This window comes from Haloferax sp. Atlit-6N, assembly GCF_003383195.1.
GTDB classification, from domain to species: domain Archaea; phylum Halobacteriota; class Halobacteria; order Halobacteriales; family Haloferacaceae; genus Haloferax; species Haloferax gibbonsii.
In genome coordinates, this window is sequence record NZ_QEQJ01000001.1 from 751,804 (window position 1) to 776,800 (window position 24,997).

General features: G+C 68.6%; 24 protein-coding genes and 1 pseudogene. 12 read left to right on the forward strand and 13 right to left on the reverse strand.

The features are described 5' to 3' along the window. Positions 1-182 precede the first annotated feature (182 nt). Positions 183-710, forward strand: coding sequence for a type IV pilin (locus tag DEQ92_RS03880; protein ID WP_115804680.1), 528 nt, complete (start codon positions 183-185; stop codon positions 708-710). Positions 711-797: 87 nt separating this feature from the next. Here DEQ92_RS03880 and DEQ92_RS03885 read toward each other — a convergent pair whose 3' ends face one another. Genes DEQ92_RS03885 through DEQ92_RS03895 form a run of 3 tightly spaced genes read right to left on the reverse strand, consistent with a single transcriptional unit; the run spans position 798 to position 4,054 of the window. Beyond that, complete coding sequence (locus tag DEQ92_RS03885; protein WP_004977653.1) at positions 798-1,943, reverse strand: ABC transporter permease; 1,146 nt, start codon at positions 1,941-1,943, stop codon at positions 798-800. Next, the gene (locus DEQ92_RS03890; RefSeq protein WP_004977654.1) at positions 1,940-2,605 is read right to left on the reverse strand and encodes an ABC transporter ATP-binding protein; all 666 of its coding nucleotides are present in this window, start codon (positions 2,603-2,605) and stop codon (positions 1,940-1,942) included. The genes DEQ92_RS03885 and DEQ92_RS03890 overlap by 4 nt, the downstream gene beginning before the upstream one ends. A 6-nt stretch (positions 2,606-2,611) precedes the next feature. Beyond that, positions 2,612-4,054, reverse strand: coding sequence for a hypothetical protein (locus tag DEQ92_RS03895; protein ID WP_004977655.1), 1,443 nt, complete (start codon positions 4,052-4,054; stop codon positions 2,612-2,614). A gap of 156 nt (positions 4,055-4,210) precedes the next feature. Between DEQ92_RS03895 and DEQ92_RS03900 the strand changes: the two genes are divergently transcribed. The 4 genes and pseudogenes from DEQ92_RS03900 (at position 4,211) to DEQ92_RS24525 (ending at position 10,755) form a co-directional block, all read left to right on the forward strand. Then, on the forward strand, positions 4,211-6,130 hold the full coding sequence (locus tag DEQ92_RS03900; protein WP_115820434.1) for a DEAD/DEAH box helicase: 1,920 nt from the start codon (positions 4,211-4,213) through the stop codon (positions 6,128-6,130). Between the two features lie 150 nt (positions 6,131-6,280). Continuing rightward, positions 6,281-7,525, forward strand: a complete 1,245-nt coding sequence (gene rbcL / locus DEQ92_RS03905) for a type III ribulose-bisphosphate carboxylase (RefSeq protein ID WP_004977657.1) — start codon at positions 6,281-6,283, stop codon at positions 7,523-7,525. A gap of 617 nt (positions 7,526-8,142) precedes the next feature. Beyond that, a pseudogene (locus DEQ92_RS24520) lies at positions 8,143-9,537 on the forward strand (cache domain-containing protein); the annotation flags it as partial. Positions 9,538-9,648: 111 nt separating this feature from the next. Beyond that, positions 9,649-10,755, forward strand: coding sequence for a methyl-accepting chemotaxis protein (locus tag DEQ92_RS24525; protein ID WP_394338710.1), 1,107 nt, complete (start codon positions 9,649-9,651; stop codon positions 10,753-10,755). A 38-nt stretch (positions 10,756-10,793) separates the two neighbouring features. On the opposite strand, the gene DEQ92_RS03915 is transcribed toward DEQ92_RS24525, so the two are convergent. Continuing rightward, positions 10,794-12,488: an NADH-quinone oxidoreductase subunit D gene (locus DEQ92_RS03915; RefSeq protein ID WP_115820673.1), complete on the reverse strand. Its 1,695-nt coding sequence runs from the start codon at positions 12,486-12,488 to the stop codon at positions 10,794-10,796. 97 nt (positions 12,489-12,585) lie between these two features. Between DEQ92_RS03915 and DEQ92_RS03920 the strand changes: the two genes are divergently transcribed. After that, the gene (locus DEQ92_RS03920) at positions 12,586-13,248 is read left to right on the forward strand and encodes a helix-turn-helix domain-containing protein (RefSeq protein WP_004972296.1); all 663 of its coding nucleotides are present in this window, start codon (positions 12,586-12,588) and stop codon (positions 13,246-13,248) included. Here DEQ92_RS03920 and DEQ92_RS03925 read toward each other — a convergent pair whose 3' ends face one another. The 6 genes from DEQ92_RS03925 to DEQ92_RS03950 all read right to left on the reverse strand — a co-directional run bounded on the left by DEQ92_RS03925 (position 13,249) and on the right by DEQ92_RS03950 (position 18,476). Next, positions 13,249-14,202: a ribose 1,5-bisphosphate isomerase gene (locus DEQ92_RS03925; protein WP_115820435.1), complete on the reverse strand. Its 954-nt coding sequence runs from the start codon at positions 14,200-14,202 to the stop codon at positions 13,249-13,251. Between the two features lie 49 nt (positions 14,203-14,251). After that, positions 14,252-15,730 (reverse strand): AMP phosphorylase, encoded by a 1,479-nt coding sequence (locus DEQ92_RS03930; protein ID WP_050458827.1) that lies wholly within the window; start codon positions 15,728-15,730, stop codon positions 14,252-14,254. Positions 15,731-15,790: 60 nt separating this feature from the next. Then, on the reverse strand, positions 15,791-16,216 hold the full coding sequence (trxA, locus tag DEQ92_RS03935) for a thioredoxin (protein WP_004972302.1): 426 nt from the start codon (positions 16,214-16,216) through the stop codon (positions 15,791-15,793). 218 nt (positions 16,217-16,434) lie between these two features. Then, positions 16,435-16,728, reverse strand: a complete 294-nt coding sequence (locus tag DEQ92_RS03940) for a hypothetical protein (RefSeq protein WP_004972305.1) — start codon at positions 16,726-16,728, stop codon at positions 16,435-16,437. Continuing rightward, a complete protein-coding gene (locus DEQ92_RS03945) occupies positions 16,728-17,102 on the reverse strand; it encodes a helix-turn-helix domain-containing protein (protein WP_004972307.1) in 375 nt (124 codons plus the stop codon). The genes DEQ92_RS03940 and DEQ92_RS03945 overlap by 1 nt, the downstream gene beginning before the upstream one ends. Before the next feature lie 27 nt (positions 17,103-17,129). Beyond that, complete coding sequence (locus DEQ92_RS03950; RefSeq protein WP_115820436.1) at positions 17,130-18,476, reverse strand: NADH:flavin oxidoreductase; 1,347 nt, start codon at positions 18,474-18,476, stop codon at positions 17,130-17,132. 336 nt (positions 18,477-18,812) lie between these two features. On the opposite strand from DEQ92_RS03950, the gene DEQ92_RS03955 reads away from it, so the two are divergent. Continuing rightward, positions 18,813-19,841, forward strand: coding sequence for a succinylglutamate desuccinylase/aspartoacylase family protein (locus DEQ92_RS03955; RefSeq protein WP_004972312.1), 1,029 nt, complete (start codon positions 18,813-18,815; stop codon positions 19,839-19,841). A 74-nt stretch (positions 19,842-19,915) separates the two neighbouring features. On the opposite strand, the gene DEQ92_RS03960 is transcribed toward DEQ92_RS03955, so the two are convergent. The 3 genes from DEQ92_RS03960 to DEQ92_RS03970 are packed head-to-tail and all read right to left on the reverse strand — an operon-like array spanning position 19,916 to position 21,544. Further along, complete coding sequence (locus tag DEQ92_RS03960; protein WP_231608301.1) at positions 19,916-20,176, reverse strand: hypothetical protein; 261 nt, start codon at positions 20,174-20,176, stop codon at positions 19,916-19,918. A 2-nt stretch (positions 20,177-20,178) separates the two neighbouring features. Next, on the reverse strand, positions 20,179-20,697 hold the full coding sequence (locus DEQ92_RS03965; protein WP_115820437.1) for a macro domain-containing protein: 519 nt from the start codon (positions 20,695-20,697) through the stop codon (positions 20,179-20,181). A 1-nt stretch (position 20,698) separates the two neighbouring features. Then, positions 20,699-21,544, reverse strand: coding sequence for an aldo/keto reductase (locus DEQ92_RS03970; RefSeq protein WP_004972319.1), 846 nt, complete (start codon positions 21,542-21,544; stop codon positions 20,699-20,701). A 124-nt stretch (positions 21,545-21,668) separates the two neighbouring features. On the opposite strand from DEQ92_RS03970, the gene DEQ92_RS03975 reads away from it, so the two are divergent. From DEQ92_RS03975 to DEQ92_RS03990, 5 genes are all read left to right on the forward strand, one after another. Further along, positions 21,669-22,355, forward strand: a complete 687-nt coding sequence (locus DEQ92_RS03975; RefSeq protein WP_115820438.1) for a YqjF family protein — start codon at positions 21,669-21,671, stop codon at positions 22,353-22,355. A gap of 122 nt (positions 22,356-22,477) precedes the next feature. Then, positions 22,478-22,924 carry a hypothetical protein gene (locus DEQ92_RS03980; RefSeq protein WP_004972323.1) on the forward strand — a complete coding sequence of 149 codons (447 nt, stop codon included), beginning with the start codon at positions 22,478-22,480 and terminating at the stop codon, positions 22,922-22,924. A 106-nt stretch (positions 22,925-23,030) separates the two neighbouring features. Then, positions 23,031-23,156: a hypothetical protein gene (locus tag DEQ92_RS24395; protein ID WP_004043988.1), complete on the forward strand. Its 126-nt coding sequence runs from the start codon at positions 23,031-23,033 to the stop codon at positions 23,154-23,156. Continuing rightward, positions 23,153-24,190 (forward strand): metallophosphoesterase, encoded by a 1,038-nt coding sequence (locus tag DEQ92_RS03985; RefSeq protein ID WP_050458822.1) that lies wholly within the window; start codon positions 23,153-23,155, stop codon positions 24,188-24,190. Before DEQ92_RS24395 ends, DEQ92_RS03985 begins: the two co-directional genes overlap by 4 nt. After that, the gene (locus DEQ92_RS03990) at positions 24,181-24,957 is read left to right on the forward strand and encodes a hypothetical protein (protein WP_115820439.1); all 777 of its coding nucleotides are present in this window, start codon (positions 24,181-24,183) and stop codon (positions 24,955-24,957) included. The genes DEQ92_RS03985 and DEQ92_RS03990 overlap by 10 nt, the downstream gene beginning before the upstream one ends. Positions 24,958-24,997: the final 40 nt, after the last annotated feature.

Here is a 24,997-nt window from a genome sequence, read left to right on the forward strand (position 1 = left end):
GTATCGAGCCCCGAGAGCGCGTACTGGCAACTAATCTGACAGTGTGCTAGGGACGAACGTGATTTTTGTTGTCGTATCTTCGGTTAGATTTATGTCCACTACCACCTAGGTACTACTCGTACATACCGCTCTTCGGGTGGGTTCTCCGCGGACGGTCCGCGTATGTATGGAGCATACAACTCATGAAAATAAGACAACTACTAGCAGACGATGGTGCAGTCTCGCCGGTCATCGGCGTGATTCTGATGGTCGCGATTACGGTGATTCTCGCGGCCGTTATCGGGACGTTCGTCCTCGGACTGGGTGGGCAGACGGCGACCGCCCCGCAGGCGAGCTTCAGTTTCGATTACAACAACAACTCAGCGAATGTGGGGGGCAATGACGGTGTGAATGGTGACGTACTCAAGATCACTCACGAGAGTGGGTCACAAATTGCGTCCGCTCGGCTCTCAGTAGCGATTAGCGGCGCAGTAGACGGTGCAGGTACTAGTAAGTCGTTTACAACCGGACCAGACATACCGGACCCGATGAATGCCGGTAAAACAATTGAGATCAACGACAGCTCATTTGGTCTGGCAATGACGGGAACGGATCCAGATCTACCCGCTGCAGACGTTAACCTCGCAGGTGCGACCGTCCGCGTCGTCTGGACCGACGAGTCTGGTTCGAGTTCCGCGACTCTCCAGAGATGGTCTGGACCCAACGCCTAACCAACCTCAAAAAATTTTGCAGTAATCGGTCAACGCGCGGCCGACGACGCCCCATTTTTCATCAAAACTCCGCTCCCGTAGTCCCAACTACTTCCTGAGCGCCTCCACCGGCCGCTCGTTGGCCGCCTTCCACGCCGGGTACAGCCCCGAGAGGACGCTGGTGCCGACGCCGAATCCGACCGCGAGGACGATGTAGAGGAGGTTCGCCACCTGGAAGGTCGCGAGCGGGTCGTTCAGGACGAACGCGTTGAGCGCGACGCCCGCGCCGACCGCGAGTATCGCGCCGATGACGCCCCCGGCGACGCCGAGCAGGCCGGCCTCGGCGAGAATCATGCGAATCACGTCGCCGCGCTGGACGCCGACGGCGCGGAGGACGCCGATTTCCTGGCGGCGCTCGATGGTGCTCATGAGCATGACGTTCAGGATGCTCACGCCGGCGACGACCAGCGAGATGGAGCCGATGCCGATGAGGAAGGCGTTGAGGATGCCGAAGAACTCGTTGATGCCCGCCGTGATGGACTGGAGTTCGAACACCGAGACGCGCTCTTCGCGCTCGTTGAGGGCCTCGCGGATGGCGACCGCCGACTCGTTCGCGGCCTGTCCGGAGTCGGCGCTGACGACGACCTGCGAGTAGCCCGTGCCGTTGACGTCCTCGACGGGGACGATGACGGCGTTGTTCGGGCTGACGAGCGAGATGCCGCCCTGTTCGGCCAACACGGCCGAGACGCGGTAGGTTCGACCGTCGACGGAGATGGTGTTTCCGGGCTCGATGTCGAGCAGGCCGGCGGTGCCGGAGCCGACGAGCGCGCCCTGTCTGAGCCGGTCGGGGATACGCCCCTCCTCGGCCTCGTAGAGCGCGCCGGGGTCTTCCATCCCGTAGACCGTTGTGACGGTCTGTCGATCACCTCGCGAGACGAGTTTCGACTCGGAGCGGACGGGGACGACCGCGCCGTCGGTGACCGCGCGACGAATCTCGTCGACGTCGCGTTCGGTGAGTTCCTCGATTCCCTCCTGGAAGTTGGGCGAGACGCTGATCTCGTTGCCGATGTCGCCGAGTTGCTGGCTCGCGCCGGTGCGGAGCGTCGTGCCGAACATGCCGAGCGACGCGATGGCGAGGACGCCGATGATGATGCCGAGGACGGCGAGCCCCGAGCGGATGCGGTTGCGCGAGAGGTTCCGACGCGCCATCAACAGCGCGGGAACGCGCCGGAAGAGGTCGTCGAGGACGCTCACTGTATCCTCCCGTCGATGAGTTCGACCGTTCGGTCCGCGTAGTCGCCGAGTTGGGGGTCGTGAGTGACGGCGATGACCGCCACGTCGTCCTCGCGGCGAATCTCGTCGAACAGGTCGAGGACGCTCCGGCCGGTCTTCCGGTCGAGGTTCCCCGTCGGCTCGTCGGCGAGCAGGATGCGCGGCTCGTTGATGAGCGCCCGCGCGATGGCGACGCGCTGTTTCTGCCCGCCCGAGAGCTGGTCGGGTCGGTGGTCGAGGCGCTCGCCGAGGCCGACGCGTTCGAGCAGGCGCGTCGCCCGGTCGCGGGCGGTCGGGTCGTCGCCGAACAGCGTCGGCATTTCCACGTTTTCCAGCGCCGACAGCGTCGGAATCAGGTGGAAGCTCTGGAAGATGAAGCCGATAAAGCGCTTTCTGTGGACCGTCATCTCCCGGTCGGAGAGGTCGGTCACGTCCTGTCCGTCGAGGTAGACGGTCCCTTCAGTCGGCGTGTCGAGGAGGCCGAGGACGTTCAGCATCGTGGACTTCCCGCTACCCGAGGGCCCCATGACGGCGACGAACTCGCCGGGGTCGGCGTGGAAGTCCACGTCCCTGAGCGCCTCGACGACCTCGCCGCCGGTGTCGTAACGCTTCCAGACGCGTTGGAGTTCGATGATGTGGTTCATCTCGAATCAGCGTCGTCTGTAGGCGTAGATTCCGACGCCGACCACGACGAGGAGGGCGACGAGGCCGCCGACGAGGAGGAGCGTGGTGCCGAGACCGCCGCCGCCGTCGTTCGAGTCGACGGGTTGCGAGAGGTCGCTCACGTCCACCGTCGTTTCGACGGTCCGCTCGCGGCCGTCGGCGAGGTAGGTCACCTCGACCGGGACGGAGGTCACGCCGTCGTCGACGGTGGCGTAGAGGTCGAACGAGGCGAAGTCGCTCGCGGGCACCGAGCCGACGAAGTACTCCTTGTAGGGGCGCTCGGGAGTGACGCTGTCGGTCGGGACGACCCGGACGACGACGCTCTGGGCGTCGCTGAGGCCGACGTTGCTCGCGCTGCCCGAGATGTGTATCTTCCCGTCTTCGCGCTCCACGTCGACGCCGGTGAGCGAAATCCGACCGGGGGCGGCGACGTAGTCGATGGTCGTCGCCGCGGAGCCGTCGCGCCCGCCGGTCTCGTAGTCGGCGACCACGTCGAGCGTCGCGCGGTCGACCGACGAGACGTTCAGCCGGACGGTCCGGGTGGACTCGGCCGCGACGGTTCCGACGGGGTTCCCGACGACGGTCGCGTCGCCATCGCGAAGCGAGAGGACGAGGTCTTCGAGGGGCGCGTTGCCGAGGTTCGTCACGTCGACGACGACCGCGGGGCGAGCGCCGTCGCCGAGGGTCGCGTCGAGGCGGACGTTCTCTCGGAGTTCGTCGGCGGCGAGCGGCGCGGTGGTCGTCGTCGTCCGGGCGTTGCCGTCGGCGGTGGTGTAGCGCAGCGTCGCCGTCACCTCGGAGTCGGTCGCGCCGGGCGTCACGTCGAACTGGAACGTCTGGGCCTGTCCGGAGTCGAGGCGCGGGACGACGCGGGTGTCGTTCCGCACGGTCGCGTCCTCGGCCGCTACCGACAGTCGAAGGTTGCGCGCCACCTCCTCCTCGCCGTTCGAGACGGTGACCTGGACGGGCGTTTCCGTGCCGATGACCGCGTCGCCGACCTCGACGGTCACCTGCGGGCCGCCCTCGCGGACGCGGACGACGACGGGGTACTGGAGTCGCTGGACCTGGCCGTCGCTCCGGCCGACGACGGTCACGCGGAGGTCGTAGGTCCCCGCGTCGGCGAGTCGGACTGAAAGCGGGATTTGCAGGTCGCTCCCAGGTGGAATCGTCCCGAGGTCTTCGGCCCGCGCGAGGTCGTTCGAGCCGCTCGCGGTGCGGACGTACACGTCCGTCACTTGGAGGTTCGACGGGCTGTTCTGCGCGTTCTGTACGGTAGTCGAGAGGATGAACCGCTCGCCCGGCGTCGGCTGTGCGGGCGAGACGGAGACGTCGTCGATGTAAGCGGTCGCCTCCGCGCCGAGCGTCGGTGCCGGGAGTCCGGCGAACACGACGACGACGAGAAGGGCGACCGAGAGGGCGCGCCTGCTCATGTTTATCAATCCATATATCGAGAAGCCGACGGAAATACCTGCCGTGGCTGACGGTCGCACGAGGCCGAGCGTCTCGGCCCGGTTCGGGGGCCGTCGGTCGGCGAACCCCCGCTCGGCGAAGATACTTATGTGAGTCCGCCACCAGAACTGTGACAGATGCGCGTGCGTGACCTCCCGCTGTCGGCGGCCCTCGTCTCCCACTACGAGTCGGACGGTATCGAGGAACTCTACCCGCCGCAGGCCGCCGCGGTCGAGGCGGGCGTCGCGGAGGGCGGCCGCGTCGTCGCCGCCATTCCGACCGCCAGCGGCAAGACCTTCATCGCGGAACTCGCCATGCTCACCGCCGACGGGCCGGCGCTCTACATCGTTCCGCTTCGCGCGCTCGCCCGCGAGAAGTACGAGACGTTCGACCGACTTCCCGGCGTGAGCGTCGGCATCTCCACGGGCGACTTCGACGCGGACGAGGCGGCGCTCGGCGACCACGACATCGTCGTCGCCACGAGCGAGAAGGTCGACTCGGCGATTCGAAACGGCGCGCCGTGGGTCGAGCGCCTCGCCTGCGTCGTCGTCGACGAGGTCCACCTCCTCGGCGCGCCGGGGCGCGGACCGACGCTCGAAGTCACGCTGGCCACGCTCCAGCGCCGCGTTCCGGACCTCCAGCTCGTCGCCCTCTCGGCGACCGTCGACAACCCCGAGGTCATCGCCGACTGGCTCGACGCGGCGTTGGTCGAGAGCACGTGGCGACCCGTCTCGCTCCGGACCGGCGTCTACGCCGACGAGACCGTCGAGTTCGACGACGGCACCGACCTCGACGTGGTCGTCCCCCCGACCGGCCCGAACGACGACGAGGCCACGGAGGCGACCGTCGCGCTCGTCGAAGACGCGGTCGAGACCGGCGGGCAGTGTCTCGCGTTCGTCCGGTCGCGCCGCGAGGCCGAGGCGCTCGCCGACCGCCTCGCCGACGAGGACCTCTCGCCCGCGCCCGCCCTCGGCGACGAACTCGACGAACTCGGCGGCACCGCGACCGGCCGCCAGCTCTCGGAGTGCGCCCGGACCGGCGTCGGCTTCCACCACGCCGGCCTGCGGAGCGCCCACCGGGTCGCCGTCGAGAACGCCTTTCGAGACCGCCGGCTCGCGGTCATCTGCGCGACGCCGACGCTCGCCGCCGGGGTGAACGTCCCCGCCCGCCGGGTCGTCATCCGCGACCAGAAGCGCTACACCGGCGACTCGATGGCGTGGATTCCCGTCCTCGACGTCCACCAGATGTGCGGCCGCGCCGGCCGCCCGCACCTCGACCCGTTCGGGGAGGCGGTCCTCGTCGGCGACGCGGACACGAAAGCCGAGCTGTTCGACCGCTACGTGACGGCCGACGCGGAGGCCGTGGACTCGCAGTTCGACGACCCCGAGGCGCTCCGGACGCACGTCCTCTCGGTCGTCGCCTCCGGGTTCGCCGACAGCCTCGACGGCGTCGCCGACGTGTTCTCGGCGACCTACTACGCCCACCAGAACCCGAGCGTGGACCTCGCGGGGCTCGTCGCCGACGTGGTCTCGGAGCTCGAAGCGATGGAGCTCCTCGACGCGACCGAGGGGATGCTGTCGGCGACGATGCTGGGCGCACAGACCTCCAGACAGTACGTCTCGCCGACGACCGGGGCCCGCATCGTCTCGGGCATCCGCACCATCGAGACGATGGCCGACGAGCACGTCACCGCCCGGACCGCCCTCGAAGTCGTCTGCGACACGCCGGACATGCACGACACCTACCTCGGCAACCGCGAGCGGGCACTGATGTACCAGTACGCCCGGAGCCACGCCACGGAGTTCACCACCGCGATGCACGACGCCGACCCCTTCGAGGAGTGGCTGACGGCGGTCAAGACCGCCCGTATCCTCCACGAGTGGACCGAGGGCTCGGACATCGAGGAACTCGTCGAGCGCTACCGAATCGGGCCGGGCGACGTGGAGTCCCGCGTGGAGCGCGCCGAGTGGTTGCTGGGCGCGGCCGACGCGCTCTGTGCCGCCCTCGACGCCGACGTGCCGGAGTTCCGCGAGGTCCGGGCGCTGCTGTCGCCCTGACGCGGAGGGCCGACCGCGTGACGCCCCCGCGGTGACCCCGTGACGTCCCCGTAATGACGCCGCTGCGCCCCGAACCGTTCTCCTTCGCGTCGAGGGGCCAAAGTCGCTTCGGGATGCCGTTTTAAGCTCCGCGGGAGCGTAGGCGAAGCTATGGGGATCACGTACGAAGACTTCCTCGACCTCGAGTACGAACCGACCGACGAGGACCTCGTCTGCACCTTCCGCATCGACCCCGCGACGGGGATGTCGACGGAGGCGGCGGCGAGTCGCGTGGCCTCGGAGTCCTCCAACGGCACGTGGGCGGCCCTCCAGACCGGCGCGGACTTCACCGACATGGGCGCGACGACGTTCGACATCGACGGCGACCTGATTCGGGTCGCCTACCCCGCCGGACTGTTCGAACCCGGAAACATGCCGCAGGTGCTGTCGTGCATCGCCGGCAACATCATGGGTATGAAGGCGGTCGATACGATTCGGCTCCTCGACTGCGAGTGGCCCGAGTCGGTCGTCTCGTCGTACCCCGGTCCGCTGTACGGGTCCTCGGTCCGCGAGGAGGTATTCGGCGTCACCGACCGCCCCATCACGGCGACGGTCCCCAAGCCGAAAGTCGGCCTCTCGACGGCGGCGCACGCGCAGGTCGGCTACGACGCGTGGGTCGGCGGCGTCGACCTCCTGAAGGACGACGAGAACCTGACCGACCAGGCGTTCAACCCCTTCTCCGACCGCCTCACGGAGTCGCTGTCGCTCCGCGACGACGCCGAGGACGAGACGGGCGAGAAGAAGTCCTACCTCATCAACGTCACCGCCGACACCCAGACGATGCTCGACCGGGTCGACGAGGTGGCCGCGCAGGGCGGCGAGTACGTCATGGTGGACATCATCACCGCGGGCTGGGCGGGCCTCCAGACCGTCCGCGAGCGCACCGAGAAACACGGCATCGCAATCCACGCCCACCGCGCCATGCACGCCGCCTTCGACCGGCTCCCGGCCCACGGCGTCTCGATGCGGGTGCTCGCGCAGGTGAGCCGCCTCTGCGGCGTCGACCAGCTCCACACCGGCACCGCCGGCCTCGGCAAGCTCGCCAACGAGGACACCGTCGGCATCAACGAGTGGCTCGCGGGCGACCTCTACGGGATGAACGACGTGCTGCCGGTCGCCTCCGGCGGGCTCCACCCCGGCCTGCTCCCCGACCTACTCGACGCCACGGGAACGAACGTCTGCGTCCAACTCGGCGGCGGCATCCACGGCCACCCCGACGGGACCCGCGCGGGCGCGGTCGCGCTCCGGTCGGCCATCGACGCCTACGTCGAGGGGCGGTCCATCTCGGAGGCCGCCGAGGAGACGCCCGAACTCGCCGTCGCCCTCGATAAGTGGGGGACGGAGACGCCGCGGTAGGGGCTGACGAGGCGGCGCGACCGCCGCCGCGGCCGCAAGTGTTGCTAGTTCGTGACAATCTCCAGAGATGTGTTGAGTTATTACTACAATATCGAAGAGGATATTCCCCGTCATTCCACGGTTCCCCGAAGTGGTTCGGGGGTCGAATATCGACGATAATAATTAGCGGGTGAGTTTTATACGGTTGTTTTTGCAGAGCTAAACTCAGAGCTATTCGGTCACACACCCGGCTGCTCGGCGTGTATTGGGGGGTGCCGGGGTCCGCCGATATCAACTAAATCATGAAGATACGAACGAAACTTATCGCGCTGTGTCTCGCCATCTCGCTGCTACCCGTGGCAGTCGTGGGCGTCGCAGGCGTCCAAGGGATGTCAAGTATTGGCGATTACGCACAAGAACAGAGCGAGGCGACGCTCGAAGCGCAGATTACCGGCGAGCTGAACCAAACCGTCGCCGCCCGGCAAGAGGAGATACAGAACCTGCTCGACGTCCGCCGAATCGACGCGCTCGCGCTGGCGGACTCGGCACCGGTACAGAACTACGAGGCCGCCCGGGCGGGCCAGATGGAACTCGTCCAGGAACAGAGCCAGGCGCAGTTAGGGTACATGGCGCTCCAGATGCGTGCGACCGTCGAGACGACGAAAGAGACGGTGCTCGCGAACCAGTACGGCGGCCGGGACTGGGAGGAACTCACCTCGGCAGAGCAGCAACAGGTGAAAGACCAAGTCGAGGCGCGAATCGCCGGGACGGCCGGAAACGGCGTTCAACAGAGTGGGACGCTCTCCGACGCGTTCCGACCGGGCTACGTCGGGTCGACCGGCTACGCGTTCGTCCTGAACGGCGACCTCGACTTCGTCGTCCACCACGGCCTCGAAGACGGGGTCAACGCCGTCGACGACACCGAGATATCGGCGTTCAACCAGGTGCCGGCCGAAATCGAGTCTAACGCCGCCGTTCGCAACGGCGAGGACTGGGGCATCGTCGAGTACGAGTGGGAAGACACCACGCAGGAGGGCAACCCCGTCGAGGAGAAGTTCGTCGCGTACGCCTACCACGAGGACTTCGACTGGGTGCTCGCGCCGAGCGTCTACTACTACGAGCTTCAGACGGCCGCCGTCGCCGACGCCCGCGGCCAGATTAACGACTCGTTCGAGAGCTACCTCAGAACGCGCTCCGTGACTATCGACGGCGAGGAACGCCCCGCCTACGACGAGGTTCTGTTCACCGACGAAAACGGACAGGGGATCGTCCAAACGGTTCGCACGGAAGACGGCATCACCACCCGGTCGGTGTCCGACGTCTCCTACGCCGAAGAGGAATGGTTCGAGAGCGCGACCGGACTTCAGGAGGGTGAAATCCAGGTCAGTGAGGTGGTACCGACCGACGACGGGACCACGGTCTACGTCACTGCGCCGGTCTACCACGGGGGCGAATTCACGGGGACCATCACGCTCCAGTTCAACTTCGACCTCCTCAACGTGCTCATCGACGACATCCAGGTCGGCGAGAGCGGTCACATGACCATCGTGGGCGAAGGGGGCAGGCTCCTGACCGATTCGAAGGAATCGCTCGGAACCGTCGAGGGCGAAGTCGCCGAGAACCTCTCGGCCGGCCTCGTCCAGCGCGGCCTCACCACCTACGAGACGGCCGGCGAAGGCGGCGACTCGGACCGGTACTTCGTCGGGTACGCGCCGCTCCACTTCGGCAACGGGCAGTACAAACTCGTCGCGACCGTCCCCGAGTCGGACGTGACGGGGCCGGTCAAACAGCTCGGACAGGCGATGAACAGTCGGGCAGACACCTCCCGGAACGTCATGCTCCTGTTAATCGTCGGTATCATCGTGGTCGTCGTCGGCGTCGGCTACGTCGCCGCGCGGTACTTCTCGGAGCCGATAGAGGCGCTTCGGGACCGCGCGCAGTCGCTCGCCCGCGGCCGGTTCGACGACGACGAAGACATCGACGCCAACGACGACGAACTCGGGGAGCTGGTCGAGGCGTTCGACGACATGCAGTCGAACCTCCAACGGCAGGTCTCGGCGCTTCGAACCGCCGGGAAGGAACTCGGCGACGGCAACCTCGACCAGAACCTCCGGACCGACCTGCCCGGCGAGTTCGGTGCCATCATGACCGACCTCGACGCCGGGATTCAAAAGCTCCAAGACGGCTTCGTCGAGGTGCAGTCCGTCGCCGACGAGTTCGCGGCGGTGAGCAACGAGACGGTGTCGAGCGCGAAGGAAATCGAGTCCGCGAGCCAGGAGACCGCGCGGTCGGTCGAGGAAATCGCCCACGGCGCGGAACAGCAGACCGAACGGCTCCAGACGGTCGCAAACGAGATGAACGACCTCTCGGCGACCATCGAGGAGGTCGCCGCCTCCGCCGACGGCGTCGTCCAGTCGGCGAACCAGGCCGTGTCGCTCGCCGACGAGGGGCGCGACCACGCCGCGGAGGCGACCGAGGAGATATCGACCATCGAGACCGAGGCCGACGAGGCGGTCGAGCGGGTCGAAGCCCTCGGCGAGCAGGTGGGCGAAATCAACGAAATCGTCCAACTCATCAACGACATCGCGGAGCAGACGGACCTGCTCGCGCTCAACGCATCCATCGAAGCGGCCCGCGCGGGCGAGGCCGGCGAGGGCTTCGCCGTCGTCGCCAACGAAATCAAGGCGCTGGCGAAGGAGGCCAGTCAGGCCACCGACGAGGTGGAAGCGCAAATCGACGAGGTGCGCGACCGCGCCGACGACACGGTCGACGACATGCAGTCCATGCAGAAGAGCGTCGAGAGCGGGTCCGAGACCATCGGCGACGCCATCGAGATGTTCGACCACATCTCCGGGGCGATTCGCGAGGCCGAACACGGCGTCGAGGAGATTTCGCAGGCGACCGAGAACCAGGCCGTCTCGACCGAGGAGGTCGTCTCGATGGTCGACGACGTGTCGAGCGTGAGCGAGGAGACGACCTCGGAGACGGCGACGGTCTCCGCGGCGACCGAAGAACAGACCGCCGCGATAAACGAAGTCACGCGGAACATCCGGCAGGTGTCGAAGTCCGCGGAGTCGCTCAAAGACCTCGTCGGACGGTTCGACGTCGGCGACACCGGCGGAAACGGGCGCGGCGGCGACGCTCCCGCGTCGGCCGGGACGTCCCCCGACGGGTCGCCGCCGTCGGGACCGCAGGCCGTCGCCGACGGGTCGGGTAACGCGACGGGCCCCGCCTCGCCGTCGGACGACTGAACCGTCGCCGGCGCGCGACACCCGCCGTCCCACCCCGGCTACCGGTCTACTTCTCCCATTATCGTGTCGAGACTCCCGAGCGCAGCGATGAGGTCCGGGATGTACTCGCCTTCGGCCATCTCGGGGAGTGACTGGAGGTTCGAAAACGAAGGGCCGCGAATCTTGAACCGCGCCGGGGTGTCGGTGCCGTCGGCGCGGATGTAGATGCCGAGTTCGCCCTTCGCGGCTTCGACCGCGCGGTAGACCTCGGTGTCGTCGTCCGGCTTGATGGTGCGCGGGACGTTCGACTGGATGGTCCGCTCGTCTTCGGGCCACTCTTCGAGCAGGTCGACGCACTGCGCGACGATTTTGGCCGACTCCTCGACCTCCCGGAGGCGGACGAGCAGGCGCGCGAAGTTGTCGCAGTCGTCCTCGACGGCGACCTGCCAGTCGAGTTCGTCGTAGTAGCCGTAGGGGTCGTCGCGGCGGAGGTCGTAGTCGATGCCGGAGCCGCGGGCAACCGGTCCCGTCACGCCGTAGTCCTTCGCCACCTCGGGCGGGAGGATACCGGTTTCGAGCGTGCGGGCCTGCAGAATCTCGTTCGCCGTCAGGAGGTCGTGGTACTCCCGCAGTTTCTCGGGGAGGCCGTCGACGAACGTCCGAATCTTCTCGAAGAACTCCTCGCGGGGTTCGGGGAGGTCCCAGACGACCCCGCCGAGCCGGAAGTAGTTGAACATCAGCCGCTGGCCCGTGAGGTCTTCGAGGACGTTCTGGACGAGTTCGCGGTCCCGCATGGCGTACATGAACGTCGCGGTGAAGTCGCCGACGACGTCGAGCGCGTACGCGCCGACCGCGAGCATGTGCGAGAGGATGCGGCTCAGTTCGGCCGCCAGCGTCCGGAGCACCTGCGCGTACTCGGGCACGTCGATGTCCGCCAGCGCCTCGGCGGTGCGGGCGTAGGCCCACTCGTTCAGGAGGCCGCCGCCGCCCCAGTCCCAGCGGTCGGGGTACGGCATAATCTGGTGCCGGTAGGTGCCCCGCTGGCACATCTGCTCCTCGCAGCGGTGGATGTAGCCGATGTCCGGCTCCACGTCGGCGACCTGCTCGCCGTCCAGCGTGACCTGCAGGTGCATCACGCCGTGGGTCGCCGGGTGGTGCGGCCCGATGTTGAGAAGCATCGTGTTCGAGCCGGCGCGGCCGTCCTCGGCCAGCGGGTTCGCGTTCTCGTCGTACCGGACCACCTGCGGGCGCGTCTGGTCGTAGTCCAACCCGAGCGGGTGACCCTGCCACGTCTCCGGCAGGAGGATACGACGTAAGTCCGGGTGTCCCTCGTACTCGATGCCGACGAGGTCGTACGCCTCGCGCTCGTGCCACTCGGCCGTCCGGAACACCGGCGCGGCCGACTGGCTGACGGGGTCGGAGCGGGGCGTCGGGACGACGACGCTCGCCTCCCGGGTCGGGTCGTCGTACGACTTCAGGTGGTAGACGGACTCGTAGCGGTCCTCGTACTCCTGGGCGGTCACACACGAGAGGTGGTCGAGGCCGAGGTCGTCGCGGAGCGTCGAGAGCGACGACTGCACCGCGTCGGGGCGAACCTGCACCGCGGGCGCGTGGACGTGCGCTTCGGTGGCGAGGACGGCGTCGCCCAACGCCCGCCGGAGCGCGTCGGCGTCGAGGGGACCGGAAGCGTCGTCGGCGAGCGCGGCGGGGTCGGCGTCGGACTCGGGGGACTGCTGCGGGCGTTCGAGTGACATGACGGTTGACATCCGCCCGTTCGTCCGGTCGTCGGTTCGTCGTTCTGCCTCACGAGTGCGGCCGGTTTTTATGTCGCAGTCGAATCAATTCGCCGGCATGAAATCGGTCAGGCTTCGCTTCACGCCCGACGACGAACAGCTGCATCCGATGCACGAGTTCGTCGTCGAACACGAGGCGTTCGAGCGGACCGAACTCCACCACTGGAACCCGGCGGTGACCGACAGGAACACCATCGTCTTCGAGGTCTTCGGGACCGACGTCGAGGCCTACGAGGCGGCGCTCGCGGAGACGGAGCGCATCCTGTCGTACGAGCTCTCCCAGCTCCCAGGCGACTCCTTTTTCATCGTGGTTGACGAGCGGCTCGACGCGGCGGGAACGAGGCAGACGGCCGCCGTCACGCGGGGCGGGCTCATCGTCGTCCCGCCGGTCGTCTTCGACGGCGACGGGACGGTCTCGATGACGCTCGTCGGGACCGACGGGGCGCTCCAGTCGGCGGTCGAACAGCTCCCCGAGGGCCGCGGCCTCGAAGTCGTGCGGGTGCGGGAGTACACGGGGCCGGGGAGCGTTTCGGCCGGGTCGCTGTCGCCCCGCCAGCGCGAGGCCGTCGAGGTCGCCGTCGACTGCGGCTACTACCGCGAGCCGCGGACCGGGTCGGTCGCCGACGTGGCCGCGCGGCTCGACTGCTCGACGAGCACCGCGGCGGAGCACCTGCGAAAAGCGGAGATGAAAGTCATGGCCGACCTCGTCGGCCGGTCGTGACTAGGGCTCCGCCCACGGTTCGCTGGTCCCCTCGCCGAACAGTTCCCGCATCAGGATGACGATGCTCTCCGGCGGGAACTGCCCGCGCTCGGTGACGATGGCATCCACGTAGCGTGGCGGCGTCACGTCGAACGCGGGGTTCTTGACGGTCGGGTTGCCGAGTTCCGCGAGCGTCTCGTCGTCGACGACCTCGGCGGTGTCGCGCATCTCGATATCGACGGTGTGACCGGTCATCGTCCCCGGGTGGAGCTTGAGCGTCTGGGCGGCGACCGTGATGGGCGTCCCCCGGTCGCGGGCGTTGACCGCGAGGCCGCTCGTTCCGATTTTGTTGATGACGCTCCCGTCGGCCGCGACGGCGTCCGCGCCGACGAGCACGTGGTTCACGTCGTTGAGGTAGCGGCGGGCCGCCGAGTCGACGATGAGCGTGACGGGCACGCCCAGTTCGTGGAGTCGCTTCGCGGTGATGTGTCCCTGATTTCGCGGCCGCGTCTCCTTGACGACCGCCTCGATGTGCTTTCCCTGCTCGACGGCGGCCTCGACGCACGCCAGCGCGTCCGTCGAGTGGCAGTGGGTCATGATGGTGTCGCCGTCGCGGAGGCGGTTCGCGCCGACCTGTCCGAGGTCGGCCTGCGCCCGTTCGAGCCGGGCGCAGAACTCGTCGGCCGAGTCGACGACGTTCTGTCGGAGCCCCTCGACGGTCGTACTCGACATGCCGCGGAGGACGTACCGGAGGGCGTTTGGGAGGCTCACGGCCGTCGGCCGCGTCTCGTGGAGCGTCCGGGCGGCCGCGCGGAGCTCGGCCCGGAACGCCTCGGCGTCGGCGGCGTCGCTCTCCGTGGCCTGCGTCCGGAGCGCCCGAGCGGCCGCGTCGGCGATGGTCGCCGCGCCGCGAACCTCCATCGTGTCGATTTCCGTCGCGGTGCGTCGGACCTCGGGATGTACGCGGTCGTCCATGCGAGAACTACGGGCGTCGGACGCAAAAAGGTCGCCGCGGAGACGGCTCTCAGACCCGGTCGACGAGCGCCTCGTCGGGGTGTCGAACCCGGACGGTCTCGACGCGCTCGGTGAGCGCCTTCGCGTCGGCGAGCTTGTCTTCGGACTCGGCGTGGACCGTGAACAGCGTCTCGCCGCTGGCGGCCATCTCGCCGAGGCGGCGGTGGAGTTCGAGGCCCGCGCCGGGGTCTCTCGGCGCGCCGGCCCGGCGGGCGACCTCGTTGACGAGGCGGTTGTTGACGTGCGTGACCACGCCGTCGCGTTCGGCGCGGACCGCGACGGTGTGCCGCCCCGGCGAGAGGTCGGCGGCCTCCACGTCGGGGTCGCCGTTCTGCGCGGCGAGTATCTCGCGGAAGGTCTCTTCGGCCCGCCCGGAGTCGAGAATCTCGGCGGCGTCGGCGTCGACGCCGACGGACTCGAACAGCAGGTCGGCAAGGCGAACCGCCTTCATCCGCAGGTCGTTCGGGCCGCCGCCGGCGAGGGTGGCGAGGACCTCGCGGGCTTCGAGCACGGGACCGACCCCGCGGCCGACCGGCGCGGCCCCGTTCGTGATGGCGCACTCGACCGCCATCCCGAGGTGGTCGCCGACGCGGTTGAAGTCCTTCGCGAGTTCGCGCGCCTCGGCGAGGCTCTCGACTTTCGCGCCCTCGCCGTAGGGGATGTCGACGACGACGTTGGTCGAGCCGGCGCTCTGTTTCTTCGAGAGGACGGAGGCGATGAGCTGCCCCTTCGGGTCGATGGAGAGCGGCGTCTCGGCGCGGATGATGCGGTCGTCGACCGGCGAGAGGTTCACCGCGCCGCCCCAGACGAGACAGCCGCCGGTCTTCCCGACGATGTCGCGTATCTCCGCGACGGAGAACTCCACGTCGCAGAGGACCTCCATCGTGTCGGCGGTGCCCGCCGCGGAGGTGACGGCCCGCGAGGAGGTCTTCGGAATCTTCAGCCCCGCCGCGGCGACGATGGGGACGAGAATCGGCGTGACGCGGTTGCCCGCGACGCCCCCGATGGAGTGCTTGTCGGCGATGACCGGCTCTTCCCACGCGATGGTCTCGCCCACGTCCGCCATCGACTCCGTGAGGTGCATCGTCTCCTCCATCGACAGCCCGTTCGTGTAGGTCGCGGAGACGTACGCCCCGAGTTCCACGTCGGCGAGGCGTTCCTCGTAGATGTCGCGGACGAGTTGGGACAGTTCGTCGGCTTCGAGTTCGATGTCGTCGAGCTTCTTGCGGATGTAGTACACCGAGTCGGGTTGCGGCGCGACCGACACCTCGACCTCGCCCTCGATGTGGCCGAGTCGGCGCGTCACGCCGAGGGTCCCCTCGGAAACGAGTTCGTCCGTCAGCTCCACGATGGCGATGGTCGTCCGCCCGTCTCGCCGCAGTTGGACGCGTTCGAGCGCGTGGACCCCGAGTTCGGCCGCGTCGCTCTCGTTCAGGAGGACCGTCGGCGACCGGGTTCCGATGTCGATGGGCTCGGCGAGGAGTTGCATACCCGAAGGTCGGACGAGAGCGCCAATAAATCGACCCCGAGTCTCGGGGGGAGAGAACGCTTACCCGAGGTGGGATTCGACGAGGTTCTTCAGGTCGTCGTAGCCGCGGACGCCCACGAGCTGTTCGACCGCCTCACCGTCGGCGAAAAGCACCATCGTCGGGACGCCCCGGACCTGGTACTGGGCGGCGAGTTCCTGGTTCGCGTCCACGTCGACCTTGGCGACCGCGGCGTCGGTGTTCTGCGCGAGCTTCTTCACCGTTGGTTCGAGCATCTTGCACGGACCGCACCAGTCCGCGTAGAAATCGACGAGCACCACGTCGTTCGTGGAGACGACGTCTTCCAGGTCCTCAGCGCCGTCGACGTGGACGGGCTCCGAGGGGGAAGCTGCGGCTTCTTTCGCCGTGCTTCCGCCGTCGCCGCGGAGCTGGGATTCGAGCTGTTCGCGTTTCTGCTGCCGGATATCGTTCAGTTCGTCGTCGGACATACCTACTGGTACCGGCCGCTCCCTAATAACGGTTTTGCACAATTCGAGCAATAATACCTGCAGCCATTGGTTCGTGGTGACGAGCGACACGCCCCGGGATATCGCTGCGGTTCACGACCGAGAGACGTGACAGAAACGGCGGGGGCGCGACCGCGAGTTACGGGCTGGTTCGGAGACGGTTCGAGCTGAGTCGGCCGGGGTCGGCCTCCCGAACCAGCTCAGTCGACGTACAGCGAGTAGGTGATGACCGCGAAGCCGACGAGCGTCAGCACCGAGTCGAAGAGCAGTCCGGTGGCGAGGTCGACGTTGAGAATCACGTCGAGCGCGCCGCCGAGCATCGCGCCGAGCGTGACGATACCGAAGCCGAGCGCGAGCGCGCGGAGCGACGCCGCCCCGGTGTTCCGGTACGCCTTGTAGCTGAAGTAGGTGATGAGCCCGCCGAGGACGAGGATGCCCGTCTTGACGACGATAATCATCGTCGTAATCGTCGGCGAGGCGCTGAGGTGCCCCATCAGGTCTCCCTCCGGACCCGCGACCAGATGTCCGCGAGGCGTTCGTCGGGCGTCTGCTCCGGGCGGCCGACCGCGACGTCGAAGTCGCGGTCCTCGTTGAGAGCGATTCGAACCTCGTCGAAGGCGACCTCGTAGGTCGTCGCGTGGTGACCGTCCGCGCGAATCTGGGTCCCCTCGGCGAGGAGCGCCGCCTCGGTGAGCAGGTCCAACTTCCTGTACGTCGTCGAAAGCGGGATGTCACACGTGTCTGAAATTTCACTTGCCGTCATGGGTTCTTCGAGTCCTCTGATGATGGCTCGTGCGTCCGCGTCGTCGAGCGCGTCGAGCACCGCCGTCAGTTCGGCCGACTCCATCGCGGACCGGTCGCGCGCCATTACCCAGATTGACCGACGAGAGCCTTATTAACCCACCGGGTCGGGCTCGTCGTCGTCCGCCGTTTCGGAGTCTGTGTCGTATGCTCCCTCCATTCTGAGGGTTCCTGCGCGGGCCAACACGTCGGACGTTCGACAGACGCCCGGCGCGCCCGTCGCCTGCGGCACCGCGCAGTTGTTGCAGTTCTCGCAGACGACCCGCGTGTCGGCCGAGACGTCGCGGCCGAGCAGTCGCGCGGGGAGCTCCGGCTCGGCGTAAAACGGCCGCGCCATCCCGACGGCGTCGCAGGCGTCACCGAGCAGTCGGTCGATTTCGCCGCGCTCGCGGATGCCGCCCTCGCAGAGCACGGGCACCGAGACGGCGTCGCGGACCCGACGGCACAGGTCGGCGTTCCACGCCGGGTCGAAGTCGTACCACGCCGCCTCGATTCGGTTGCCGAGTTCGACGAGTCGCGCGCGAAGCGGGCCGCCGAAGGCCGCGGCGTAGCCGTCGCGGTAGCGGTCGTCGCGCCACGCGCGGGCCGGGAACGACCCGCGGACGATGCTCGCGTCCCAGAACACCGACCCCGAGACGGGGACGAGCGCGTCGTAGCCCGCCCCGTCGAGTCGACGACAGAGTTCGACCGCGTCGTCCTCGGTCAGCCGTCGGCGGACGCCGGGCGGCGCGGCCGTCTCCGCCGGCACTTTCGTCATGAGCGGCACGTCGCCCGCCCGCGAGCGAACCTCGTCGGCGACGACCTCCAGAAACCGGACGCCGTCGCCGAACTCGTCGTCCCGGCGGTTGTAGAACGGCGAGAGGAACTGGTGGACGATACCCATGTTCGCGCCGGCGACGTGGACCACGTCGTAGCCGGCGTCGACGGCCATCGCCGCGGAGCGACCGAAGTCGGCCGCGAGGTCGTACACCTCGTCGGTCGTCATGACGCGCGCGTCGTAGTCGAGAAAGCCGAGGGCGTCGAGGAGTCTGAGGAGTCGTGGCGGCTGGGAGACGGCGAGCTGTTGCAAATCCGGGTGGTCGCGTCGGTACTCGGCGTGCCACGTCTCCATGCTCCGCAGGCCGCCGTACTCCAACTGGACCGCGACGGCCGCGCCGTGGTCGTGGATTCGCTCGGTCACCGCCGACAGCGACGCCGCGAACTCCGGGTCCGCGATTCGCGTCATCCCCGGCGCGGCGCAGCCGCCCGCCTCGCGGACGATAGTCGCCCCCTGACAGATGAGTCCCGCACCGGCCCGCGCCGCGGGTTCGAGTTCGGCCGCGAGGCGCTCGGGGGTCTCGGGACCGGTCCCCGCGCATTCGAGCACCGGCGCGCGATAGAGCCTGTTTCGCAGCGTGAGCCCGCCGATGTCGAGCGGGTCGTCGAGCCGAGGAGTCGCCATGAGGACGACATGGCGCGCGAGCGACGTAAATCGACGCGACGGTCGTCGCCGCGTCAGTTCACCAACGGGTCCCGCCGCCGATATCGATAATCGCGCCGCAGCGCCCGCACTCCGACACCTGCAAGGGGTCCGAGCCGGCGTGTCGGACGACCACGCCACCGGGGCCCACGGGGGAACCGCACCGCTTGCAGACCGGACGTTTCGCCGTCATCTGTGGATACACATCTCTCGGAGAGACAGACGACTGCGGCGGAGATAGCCGTATTGTCCCGCGTCTGTCCGGACGAGGCCGGAAGCCGGTCAACCTTCTTACCCGTCGGCTCCGATGAACGTCCCATGGACCCCGAACCGTTCAGGTACGACTCGGAGGTGCCGCCGGGCGAGGTGCGACATCTCAGGTACGAAATCAGCGAAACGTACCTCGGCGACCCCGTCGAGATACCCGTCACTGTCATCAACGGCGAGCAGGGCGGGCCGTCGGTCTTCATGACCGCGGCGCTCCACGGCGACGAACTCAACGGCGTGAAGGTGATGCAGGAGGTCGCGAGCCGGTACAACCCCGCCGACATCCACGGTACCATCGTCTGCATCCACGTGGCGAACGTTCCGGGGTACCTCGCCCAACAGCGCTACATCCCCATCTACGACCTCGACCTGAACCGGTCGTTCCCCGGCCGCGACGGCGCGAACACGGCCGAGCGCATGGCGAACCAAATCTACCGTCGGTTCGTCGAGCCCTGCGACCTCGGCATCGACTTCCACACCTCGACGCGCAACCGGACGACGATGTACCACGTCCGCGCCGACATGAACCGCCCCGAGGTCGCCCGCCTCGCGCGGTCGTTCGGCGCGAACCTCATCCTCTCGGGCGAGGCCGAGGCGAGTTCGCTCCGCACCGTCGCCACGAACGACGGGATTCCGACTATCACCGTCGAGATGGGCCGCGCCCACCGATTCCAGCCCGCGATGGTCGACCGCGCGCTCGAAGGCGTCGAGAGCGTCCTCGCCGAGTACGGCGTCCTCCCGAAGAAGCCGGTCAGCTGGCCGGGCTGGACGCGCGTCATCGACTCCGCGACGGACAAGACGTGGCTCCGCGCCGACGTGGGCGGCCTCGTCGAGATGCAGTACGGCGACGTGCCGCTGGTCCACGAGGGCGACACCATCTGCACCATCTCGGACCACTTCAAGACGAGAGAAAAGCGCGTCTCGGCCCCCTTCACCGGCCTCGTCGCCGGCGTCCTCCAGAACCCGGTCGCCGCGCCCGGTCACCCGCTTTGCCACCTCGTCAGCGTCGACGACGCGACGCTCCGCGAGATAGAGCGCGAAATCGAGGCCGGCGAGTTCACGGAACGCCCGTGGAGTTAGGCGAGTCGAGGTGAATCAGGTGCGGTCGCGTCGCTTGCGCCTCCGCACCCGCTCGCCACCCCGCTCTCACTCGGTCAGTCGTCCCCGCCGACCTGCTCGTGGGTGTGGTGGAAAAACCGGACGTGCGGCCGCCCGTCGCGTTCGACCGGCTCGAAGCAGACGCGACGGTACCGCTCGTTGTCGAGGAGATTGACGAGCAGGCCGCGGTCGTGGAGCGAGACGGAGTCGTAGGGCGTCGAGCAGACGGGACACAGCTCCGGGGCGGCGTCTTCGTCGGCGACTCCGGCGGCGTCAATCCCGCCCGCCGACAGTCCCGGGTCGCCCGCGTCGCCCACTGTTATTCCTCCGTCTCCGCCCCGACCGCGTCGGCGACCCGCGAGACCGTCTCGAACTCGTCGTCCGCGTAGGCGATGAACCGAACGTCGCGGAGCGAACACGGCTCGAACGACCGGAGTTCCTCGCAGATGAGTCGCGCGCCGTCGGCGAGGTCGAACCCGGCGACGCCGCAGCCGAGCGCCGGAATCACGAGCGATTCGCAACCGTGGTCGTCCGCGGCTCGCAGGGCGTTTCGCGTGGCGTCACGGATGCTCTCGGCGGTCGCCCGCCCGTCGCCGTAGTGTGGCATCGCCGCGGCGTGAATCACGACCTCGGCGTCGAGGTCGAAAGCGTCGGTGACGGCGACCGCGCCGAGGTCTATCGGCCCCTTCGCCATCGCGGCCTCGTTCAGTTCGGGACCGCCGCCGCGACGGAGCGCGCCCGCGACGCCCGACCCCATGCGGAGACTCGTTCCCGCGGCGTTCACCAGCGCGTCGGCCGACTGGGCGGCGATGTCGCCCTGCACGACGGTGAAGTTCATGTCAGGCGAGTCGGTCCATGTCCTCGTCGTCGAGGTCGATGTGCGAGGCCGCCACGTTGTCTCGGAGGTGCGAAACGCTGGACGTGCCGGGGATGGGGAGCATCACGTCGGCGCGGTGCAGGAGCCACGCGAGAGCGATTTGTTGGGTCGTTGCATCGTGTTTCGCCGCGACCGCGGAGACGGCGTCGGCCCGGTCGCCGAGGTCGCCCGCGCCGAGCGGGTACCACGGGATGAAGCCGATACCGTACTCCTCGCAGGCGTCGAGGCTCGCCTCGAACTCGCGGTCGCCGACGTTGAAGCGGTTCTGGACCGTGGCGATGTCGACGATGTCGCGCGCCTCGTCGAGCTGTTCGACCGAGACGTTCGAGAGGCCGACGTGCCGAATCAGTCCCTCGTCTTTCATCTCGGCGAGCGCGTGGACCGAGTCCTCGAAGGCGACGTGCGGGTCGGGTCGGTGGAGCTGATAGAGGTCGATGGTGTCGGTTCGGAGGCGGTCGAGGCTCCCGAGGACGGCGTTCCGGAGGTAGTCGGGGTCGCCGTTTGGCTTCCAGTCGCCGTCGGTGTTGCGAAGCAGGCCGCCCTTGGTGGCGACCACGAGGTCGTCCGGATAGGGCGCGAGCGCCTCGCCGATGAGGCGCTCGGAGACGGCGGGGCCGTAGGAGTCGGCCGTGTCGATGAGGTCGACGCCGTGGACGAGCGTCTCGTGGAGGACCTTTCGCGCGTTCTCCACGTCGTCGGGCTCGCCGATGATGTCGTCGCCGGTGATACGCATCGCGCCGAAGCCGAGTCGGTGTACCGTGAGGTCGCCGCCGATGTCGAACGTGCCGCTTTCGTTTTCGAGTCCCATGGGCGGAGATTGGTCGCCAGACAGGAGTTCGTTTCGGCGGGGTGGGCGGGCGACGGCCGGCGACGCGGGTGCCCAACCGCACGGCCGCCGAAACCCACACCCGTCGTCGGTCCTAACGGCCGTCATGGACCTCCTGTCGATGCGCTGGCGGCACACGCTGTTCGCCCACTGGCCGGTCGACCCCGAACTCGTGGAGCCGCGACTCCCCGACCGGCTCTCGGTGGCCACCCACGACGGGCGGGCGTGGCTCGGCGTCGTCTCGTTCGACATGACGGACATCCGCCCGCGCGGGTCGCCCGTGGGGCTCGGGTTCCCCGAGGTGAACCTCCGGACCTACGTCGAACCCGCCGACGGCGGCCCCCGCGGCGTCTACTTCTTCACCCTCGACGCCGCGGACCGCCTCGGCGTGACGATGGCTCGGCTGGGCTACCGGCTCCCGTACCACTACGCGAACATCTCGGTCGAGGAGCGAGACGGCACGGTCGACTACGAGAGCTACCGGCCCGCGACGGCCGAGACGCCGGAAGCGCGGTTCGAGGCGACCTACCGACCGACCGGCGAGGTTCGAACCCTCGAACCCGGCTCGCTCGACGCGTTCCTCGTCGAGAACTACCGCTTTTACACGGACGACTGGCCCGTCGTCATCGGCGACATCGACCACGACCCGTGGCCGATACAGGACGTGGAAGCGGAGATTCGCGCGAACACGATGTTCGAGGCCTGCGGCTTCGACCACCCCGGCGGCGACCCGATACTCCACTACGCGGCCGACCTCGACGTGACGGCGAAGCCGCCCGCCGTGCTTCGCTGAGGTCGGTGCCCCGGCGGTGACTCGCTGACTCGCTCACGCGCCGTCGTCCGCATCCAGCTCCCCGCCGGTCCCGCCCGAGCGAAGGTGAAACCTTCAAGCATCGCTGAACTAACCCGACGGACATGGCACTCATCGACACCGTGATGGCAACGCTCCACCTCGTCGTGGGCGGTCTCTGGACGGGGAGCGTCCTCTTTTTCGCGCTCGCCGTGTTGCCGACCGCCCGCGCCGGGAACATCCGCGCCGCCGCGTTCGAATCGGTGGTCTCGCGCCTGACGATGTGGTCTCGCGGGGCCTCGCTCGTGATGTTCGCGACCGGCGGCCACCTCGCCGGCACGCGCTACACGGTCGACAGCCTGTTCGGCTCCGGCCGCGGCCACCTCGTCCTCGGGATGCTCGCGCTCTGGTTCGTCCTGACCGGCCTCGTCGAAGTCGGCCGGGCCCGCGCGAAAGACGGCCTCGCGGAGAAGAAGGTCCGAACGCCCGCCGAGAAGGCCGCACCGTTCTACCTCGGTGCCGCGCTCGTCGCCGTCTTGCTCCTCGTCGACGCCGGCCTGCTCCTCAACTGACGCCGCCCCCGACTCCCGAGGACTCCGTAGAGTATCTATATCTACGTTCGAAAATATATATTCTGTACGACATGTTTATCATCTCGGTCCGGGTGAGTCCACGTGTATGCACGGGGACGAGACGCGCGCCACCGAGTCGCCGCTTCGAATCGAGTTGTGTCCCGACACCGGGCGGATACGCGTCCACCGGGAGACCGCGCTGGGGACGTTCACGCGGACCATCGACCGATGAGTCCGGACGCCCCGCCGACCATCGGGGAGACGCCGGTCGGGAAGTCGGCCGAGCGAGGTCCCGGCCCGGTGCTCGCGCGCCTCGCACGACCGGTCTCTGAGACGCCGACCCGGCTCGCGGTCGTCGCCGACCCGCACGTCACGCCGACGGGATCCGGCACGTGGAAAGTCTACCACCGGAGCGAGACGCGGCTTCGGACCGCCGTCTCGACCATCGCCGACCTCGACGTCGACGCGACGGTCCTCCTCGGCGACCTGACCCGCGACGGCCGCCCCGAGGAGTACGAGGTCGTCGACGAAATCCTCCGCGACCTCCCGGGGCCGCGGGTCGCGGTCCCCGGCAACCACGACGTGCCGAAGCGCTGGGACGACTACGACGCCCCGACGCCGGCCGAGTTCGCGTCTCGCTACGCCGACGGCTCTCTCCCGTTCGTCCGCCGGGTCGGCGGTGTCGACATCGTCGGCCTCGACTCCGCCAGCGGCGGTCCGGGTCTCGCCCTCACCGACACCCACGAGGGGGCCGTACCCGACTCTCAACTCCGCTGGCTCGACACCGTCCTCGCTGACGCGGCGACTCCGGTCGTCGTCCTCCACCACAACGTCTTCCACCCCCGCCGCCACACCGGCCAGTTCCCCGACGCCGACTTCTACCAGCTCCGCAACGCCGACGACCTCGCCGCGGTGCTCGCGCGCCACGACGTGCCGCTGGTGCTCTCCGGGCACATCCACTGGCCCGCGACGGCGGTGCGAGGCGGCGTCCGCGAACTCATCGCCCCGGCGACCTGCTCGTTCCCGCAGTCGTTCGTCGTGGTCGACATCGACCGCCGCGGGACGACCGTCCGACTCGTCCCGCTCGCGGGACCGAAGGGCATGGCCGAGGCGTACACCCTCGCCGCCAGCGGGGCCGCCCACGGACAGGGTATCGCCGCGCACGCCGACCGCGGCCACCTGTCGGCGCTCCCCCTCGTCGACGAGCGAGCGCCGCCCGGGAGGGCCGTCGGCTCGGACGTTCCGGGGGCGGTCCGATGGCGGTGAGCCTCGACCGCCTCGACGACGCCCGCAGCGCCCTCCGCGCCGAGCGCCGCCGCTGCGTGGACGAACGCGAGGCGTTCCGGGCGTTCCGGCGGGAGGTCGCCGCGTCGCGGGCGACGGCGTCGACTCCGAATCAGGCCCCCGCGGCCGCGACGCTCGTGGGCCAGCGGGGCGGGCGAGGAAGGACCGACGCGGCGCTCTCCGGCCTGCGCCGGAGCTACGAGCGGACCGTGATGTCCGTCCCGCACTACGACGAGGAGTACGGCGACTCCTTCGAAGAGAGCCTCGCCGCCGAGTTCGGCCCGGACGTGGCGACCGCGTTCCGGTCGGCGAGCGTCCTCTCGCCGCCGCTCCGGCGGACCGTCGCCGCGGCGGCCGCGTCGTCGCGAGACGAGCGCGAGAAGTTCATCGAAGTCGTCGACGAGGAGACCGAGTCGGTGGCGTCGATGCGCGGCGATATCGAAGCCCTCCTCGGACGGCTCGACGACCTCGACCGGACGCCGCTGTCCGAACGCGGCTTCGACGCGCTGCTGACGCTCTACGGCGACCTTCCCGCGCTCCGCGAGCGGCTCTCGGAGCTCGTCGCGGCGCGACAGGAGACGATTTCCCACCACCGGCGGGCGCTCTCCGGGCTGGTGCCGGACGTGACGGAGTTCCTCTACGCCGACCTGCCGGTCCGGTACCCGGTGCTCGCGACGCTCGCGGAGGTCGGCGCGACGCTCGACGCCGCGACCCGCCGGGTCGAGCGTCGCCTCGCCGCCACACCGTAGGCCGATTCCCGCGGCCACAGTTATTTACCCGTTCGAAGAG

What these genes read in the sequence shown, in the direction of transcription:
- DEQ92_RS03890 (WP_004977654.1), bottom strand. Translation starts at nt 2,605, where the DNA reads ATGAACCACATCATCGAACTCCAACGCGTCTGGAAGCGTTACGACACC.
- DEQ92_RS03950 (WP_115820436.1), bottom strand. Translation starts at nt 18,476, where the DNA reads ATGGCGACTCCTCGGCTCGACGACCCGCTCGACATCGGCGGGCTCACG.
- DEQ92_RS03915 (WP_115820673.1), bottom strand. Translation starts at nt 12,488, where the DNA reads ATGTCACTCGAACGCCCGCAGCAGTCCCCCGAGTCCGACGCCGACCCC.
- DEQ92_RS03970 (WP_004972319.1), bottom strand. Translation starts at nt 21,544, where the DNA reads ATGGGACTCGAAAACGAAAGCGGCACGTTCGACATCGGCGGCGACCTC.
- DEQ92_RS03985 (WP_050458822.1), top strand. Translation starts at nt 23,153, where the DNA reads ATGAGTCCGGACGCCCCGCCGACCATCGGGGAGACGCCGGTCGGGAAG.
- DEQ92_RS03930 (WP_050458827.1), bottom strand. Translation starts at nt 15,730, where the DNA reads ATGCAACTCCTCGCCGAGCCCATCGACATCGGAACCCGGTCGCCGACG.
- DEQ92_RS03955 (WP_004972312.1), top strand. Translation starts at nt 18,813, where the DNA reads ATGGACCCCGAACCGTTCAGGTACGACTCGGAGGTGCCGCCGGGCGAG.
- DEQ92_RS03895 (WP_004977655.1), bottom strand. Translation starts at nt 4,054, where the DNA reads ATGAGCAGGCGCGCCCTCTCGGTCGCCCTTCTCGTCGTCGTCGTGTTC.
- DEQ92_RS03900 (WP_115820434.1), top strand. Translation starts at nt 4,211, where the DNA reads ATGCGCGTGCGTGACCTCCCGCTGTCGGCGGCCCTCGTCTCCCACTAC.
- rbcL (WP_004977657.1), top strand. Translation starts at nt 6,281, where the DNA reads ATGGGGATCACGTACGAAGACTTCCTCGACCTCGAGTACGAACCGACC.
- DEQ92_RS03920 (WP_004972296.1), top strand. Translation starts at nt 12,586, where the DNA reads ATGAAATCGGTCAGGCTTCGCTTCACGCCCGACGACGAACAGCTGCAT.
- trxA (WP_004972302.1), bottom strand. Translation starts at nt 16,216, where the DNA reads ATGTCCGACGACGAACTGAACGATATCCGGCAGCAGAAACGCGAACAG.
- DEQ92_RS03880 (WP_115804680.1), top strand. Translation starts at nt 183, where the DNA reads ATGAAAATAAGACAACTACTAGCAGACGATGGTGCAGTCTCGCCGGTC.
- DEQ92_RS24525 (WP_394338710.1), top strand. Translation starts at nt 9,649, where the DNA reads ATGACCGACCTCGACGCCGGGATTCAAAAGCTCCAAGACGGCTTCGTC.
- DEQ92_RS03965 (WP_115820437.1), bottom strand. Translation starts at nt 20,697, where the DNA reads ATGAACTTCACCGTCGTGCAGGGCGACATCGCCGCCCAGTCGGCCGAC.
- DEQ92_RS24395 (WP_004043988.1), top strand. Translation starts at nt 23,031, where the DNA reads ATGCACGGGGACGAGACGCGCGCCACCGAGTCGCCGCTTCGAATCGAG.
- DEQ92_RS03940 (WP_004972305.1), bottom strand. Translation starts at nt 16,728, where the DNA reads ATGGGGCACCTCAGCGCCTCGCCGACGATTACGACGATGATTATCGTC.
- DEQ92_RS03990 (WP_115820439.1), top strand. Translation starts at nt 24,181, where the DNA reads ATGGCGGTGAGCCTCGACCGCCTCGACGACGCCCGCAGCGCCCTCCGC.
- DEQ92_RS03980 (WP_004972323.1), top strand. Translation starts at nt 22,478, where the DNA reads ATGGCACTCATCGACACCGTGATGGCAACGCTCCACCTCGTCGTGGGC.
- DEQ92_RS03975 (WP_115820438.1), top strand. Translation starts at nt 21,669, where the DNA reads ATGGACCTCCTGTCGATGCGCTGGCGGCACACGCTGTTCGCCCACTGG.
- DEQ92_RS03945 (WP_004972307.1), bottom strand. Translation starts at nt 17,102, where the DNA reads ATGGCGCGCGACCGGTCCGCGATGGAGTCGGCCGAACTGACGGCGGTG.
- DEQ92_RS03925 (WP_115820435.1), bottom strand. Translation starts at nt 14,202, where the DNA reads ATGGACGACCGCGTACATCCCGAGGTCCGACGCACCGCGACGGAAATC.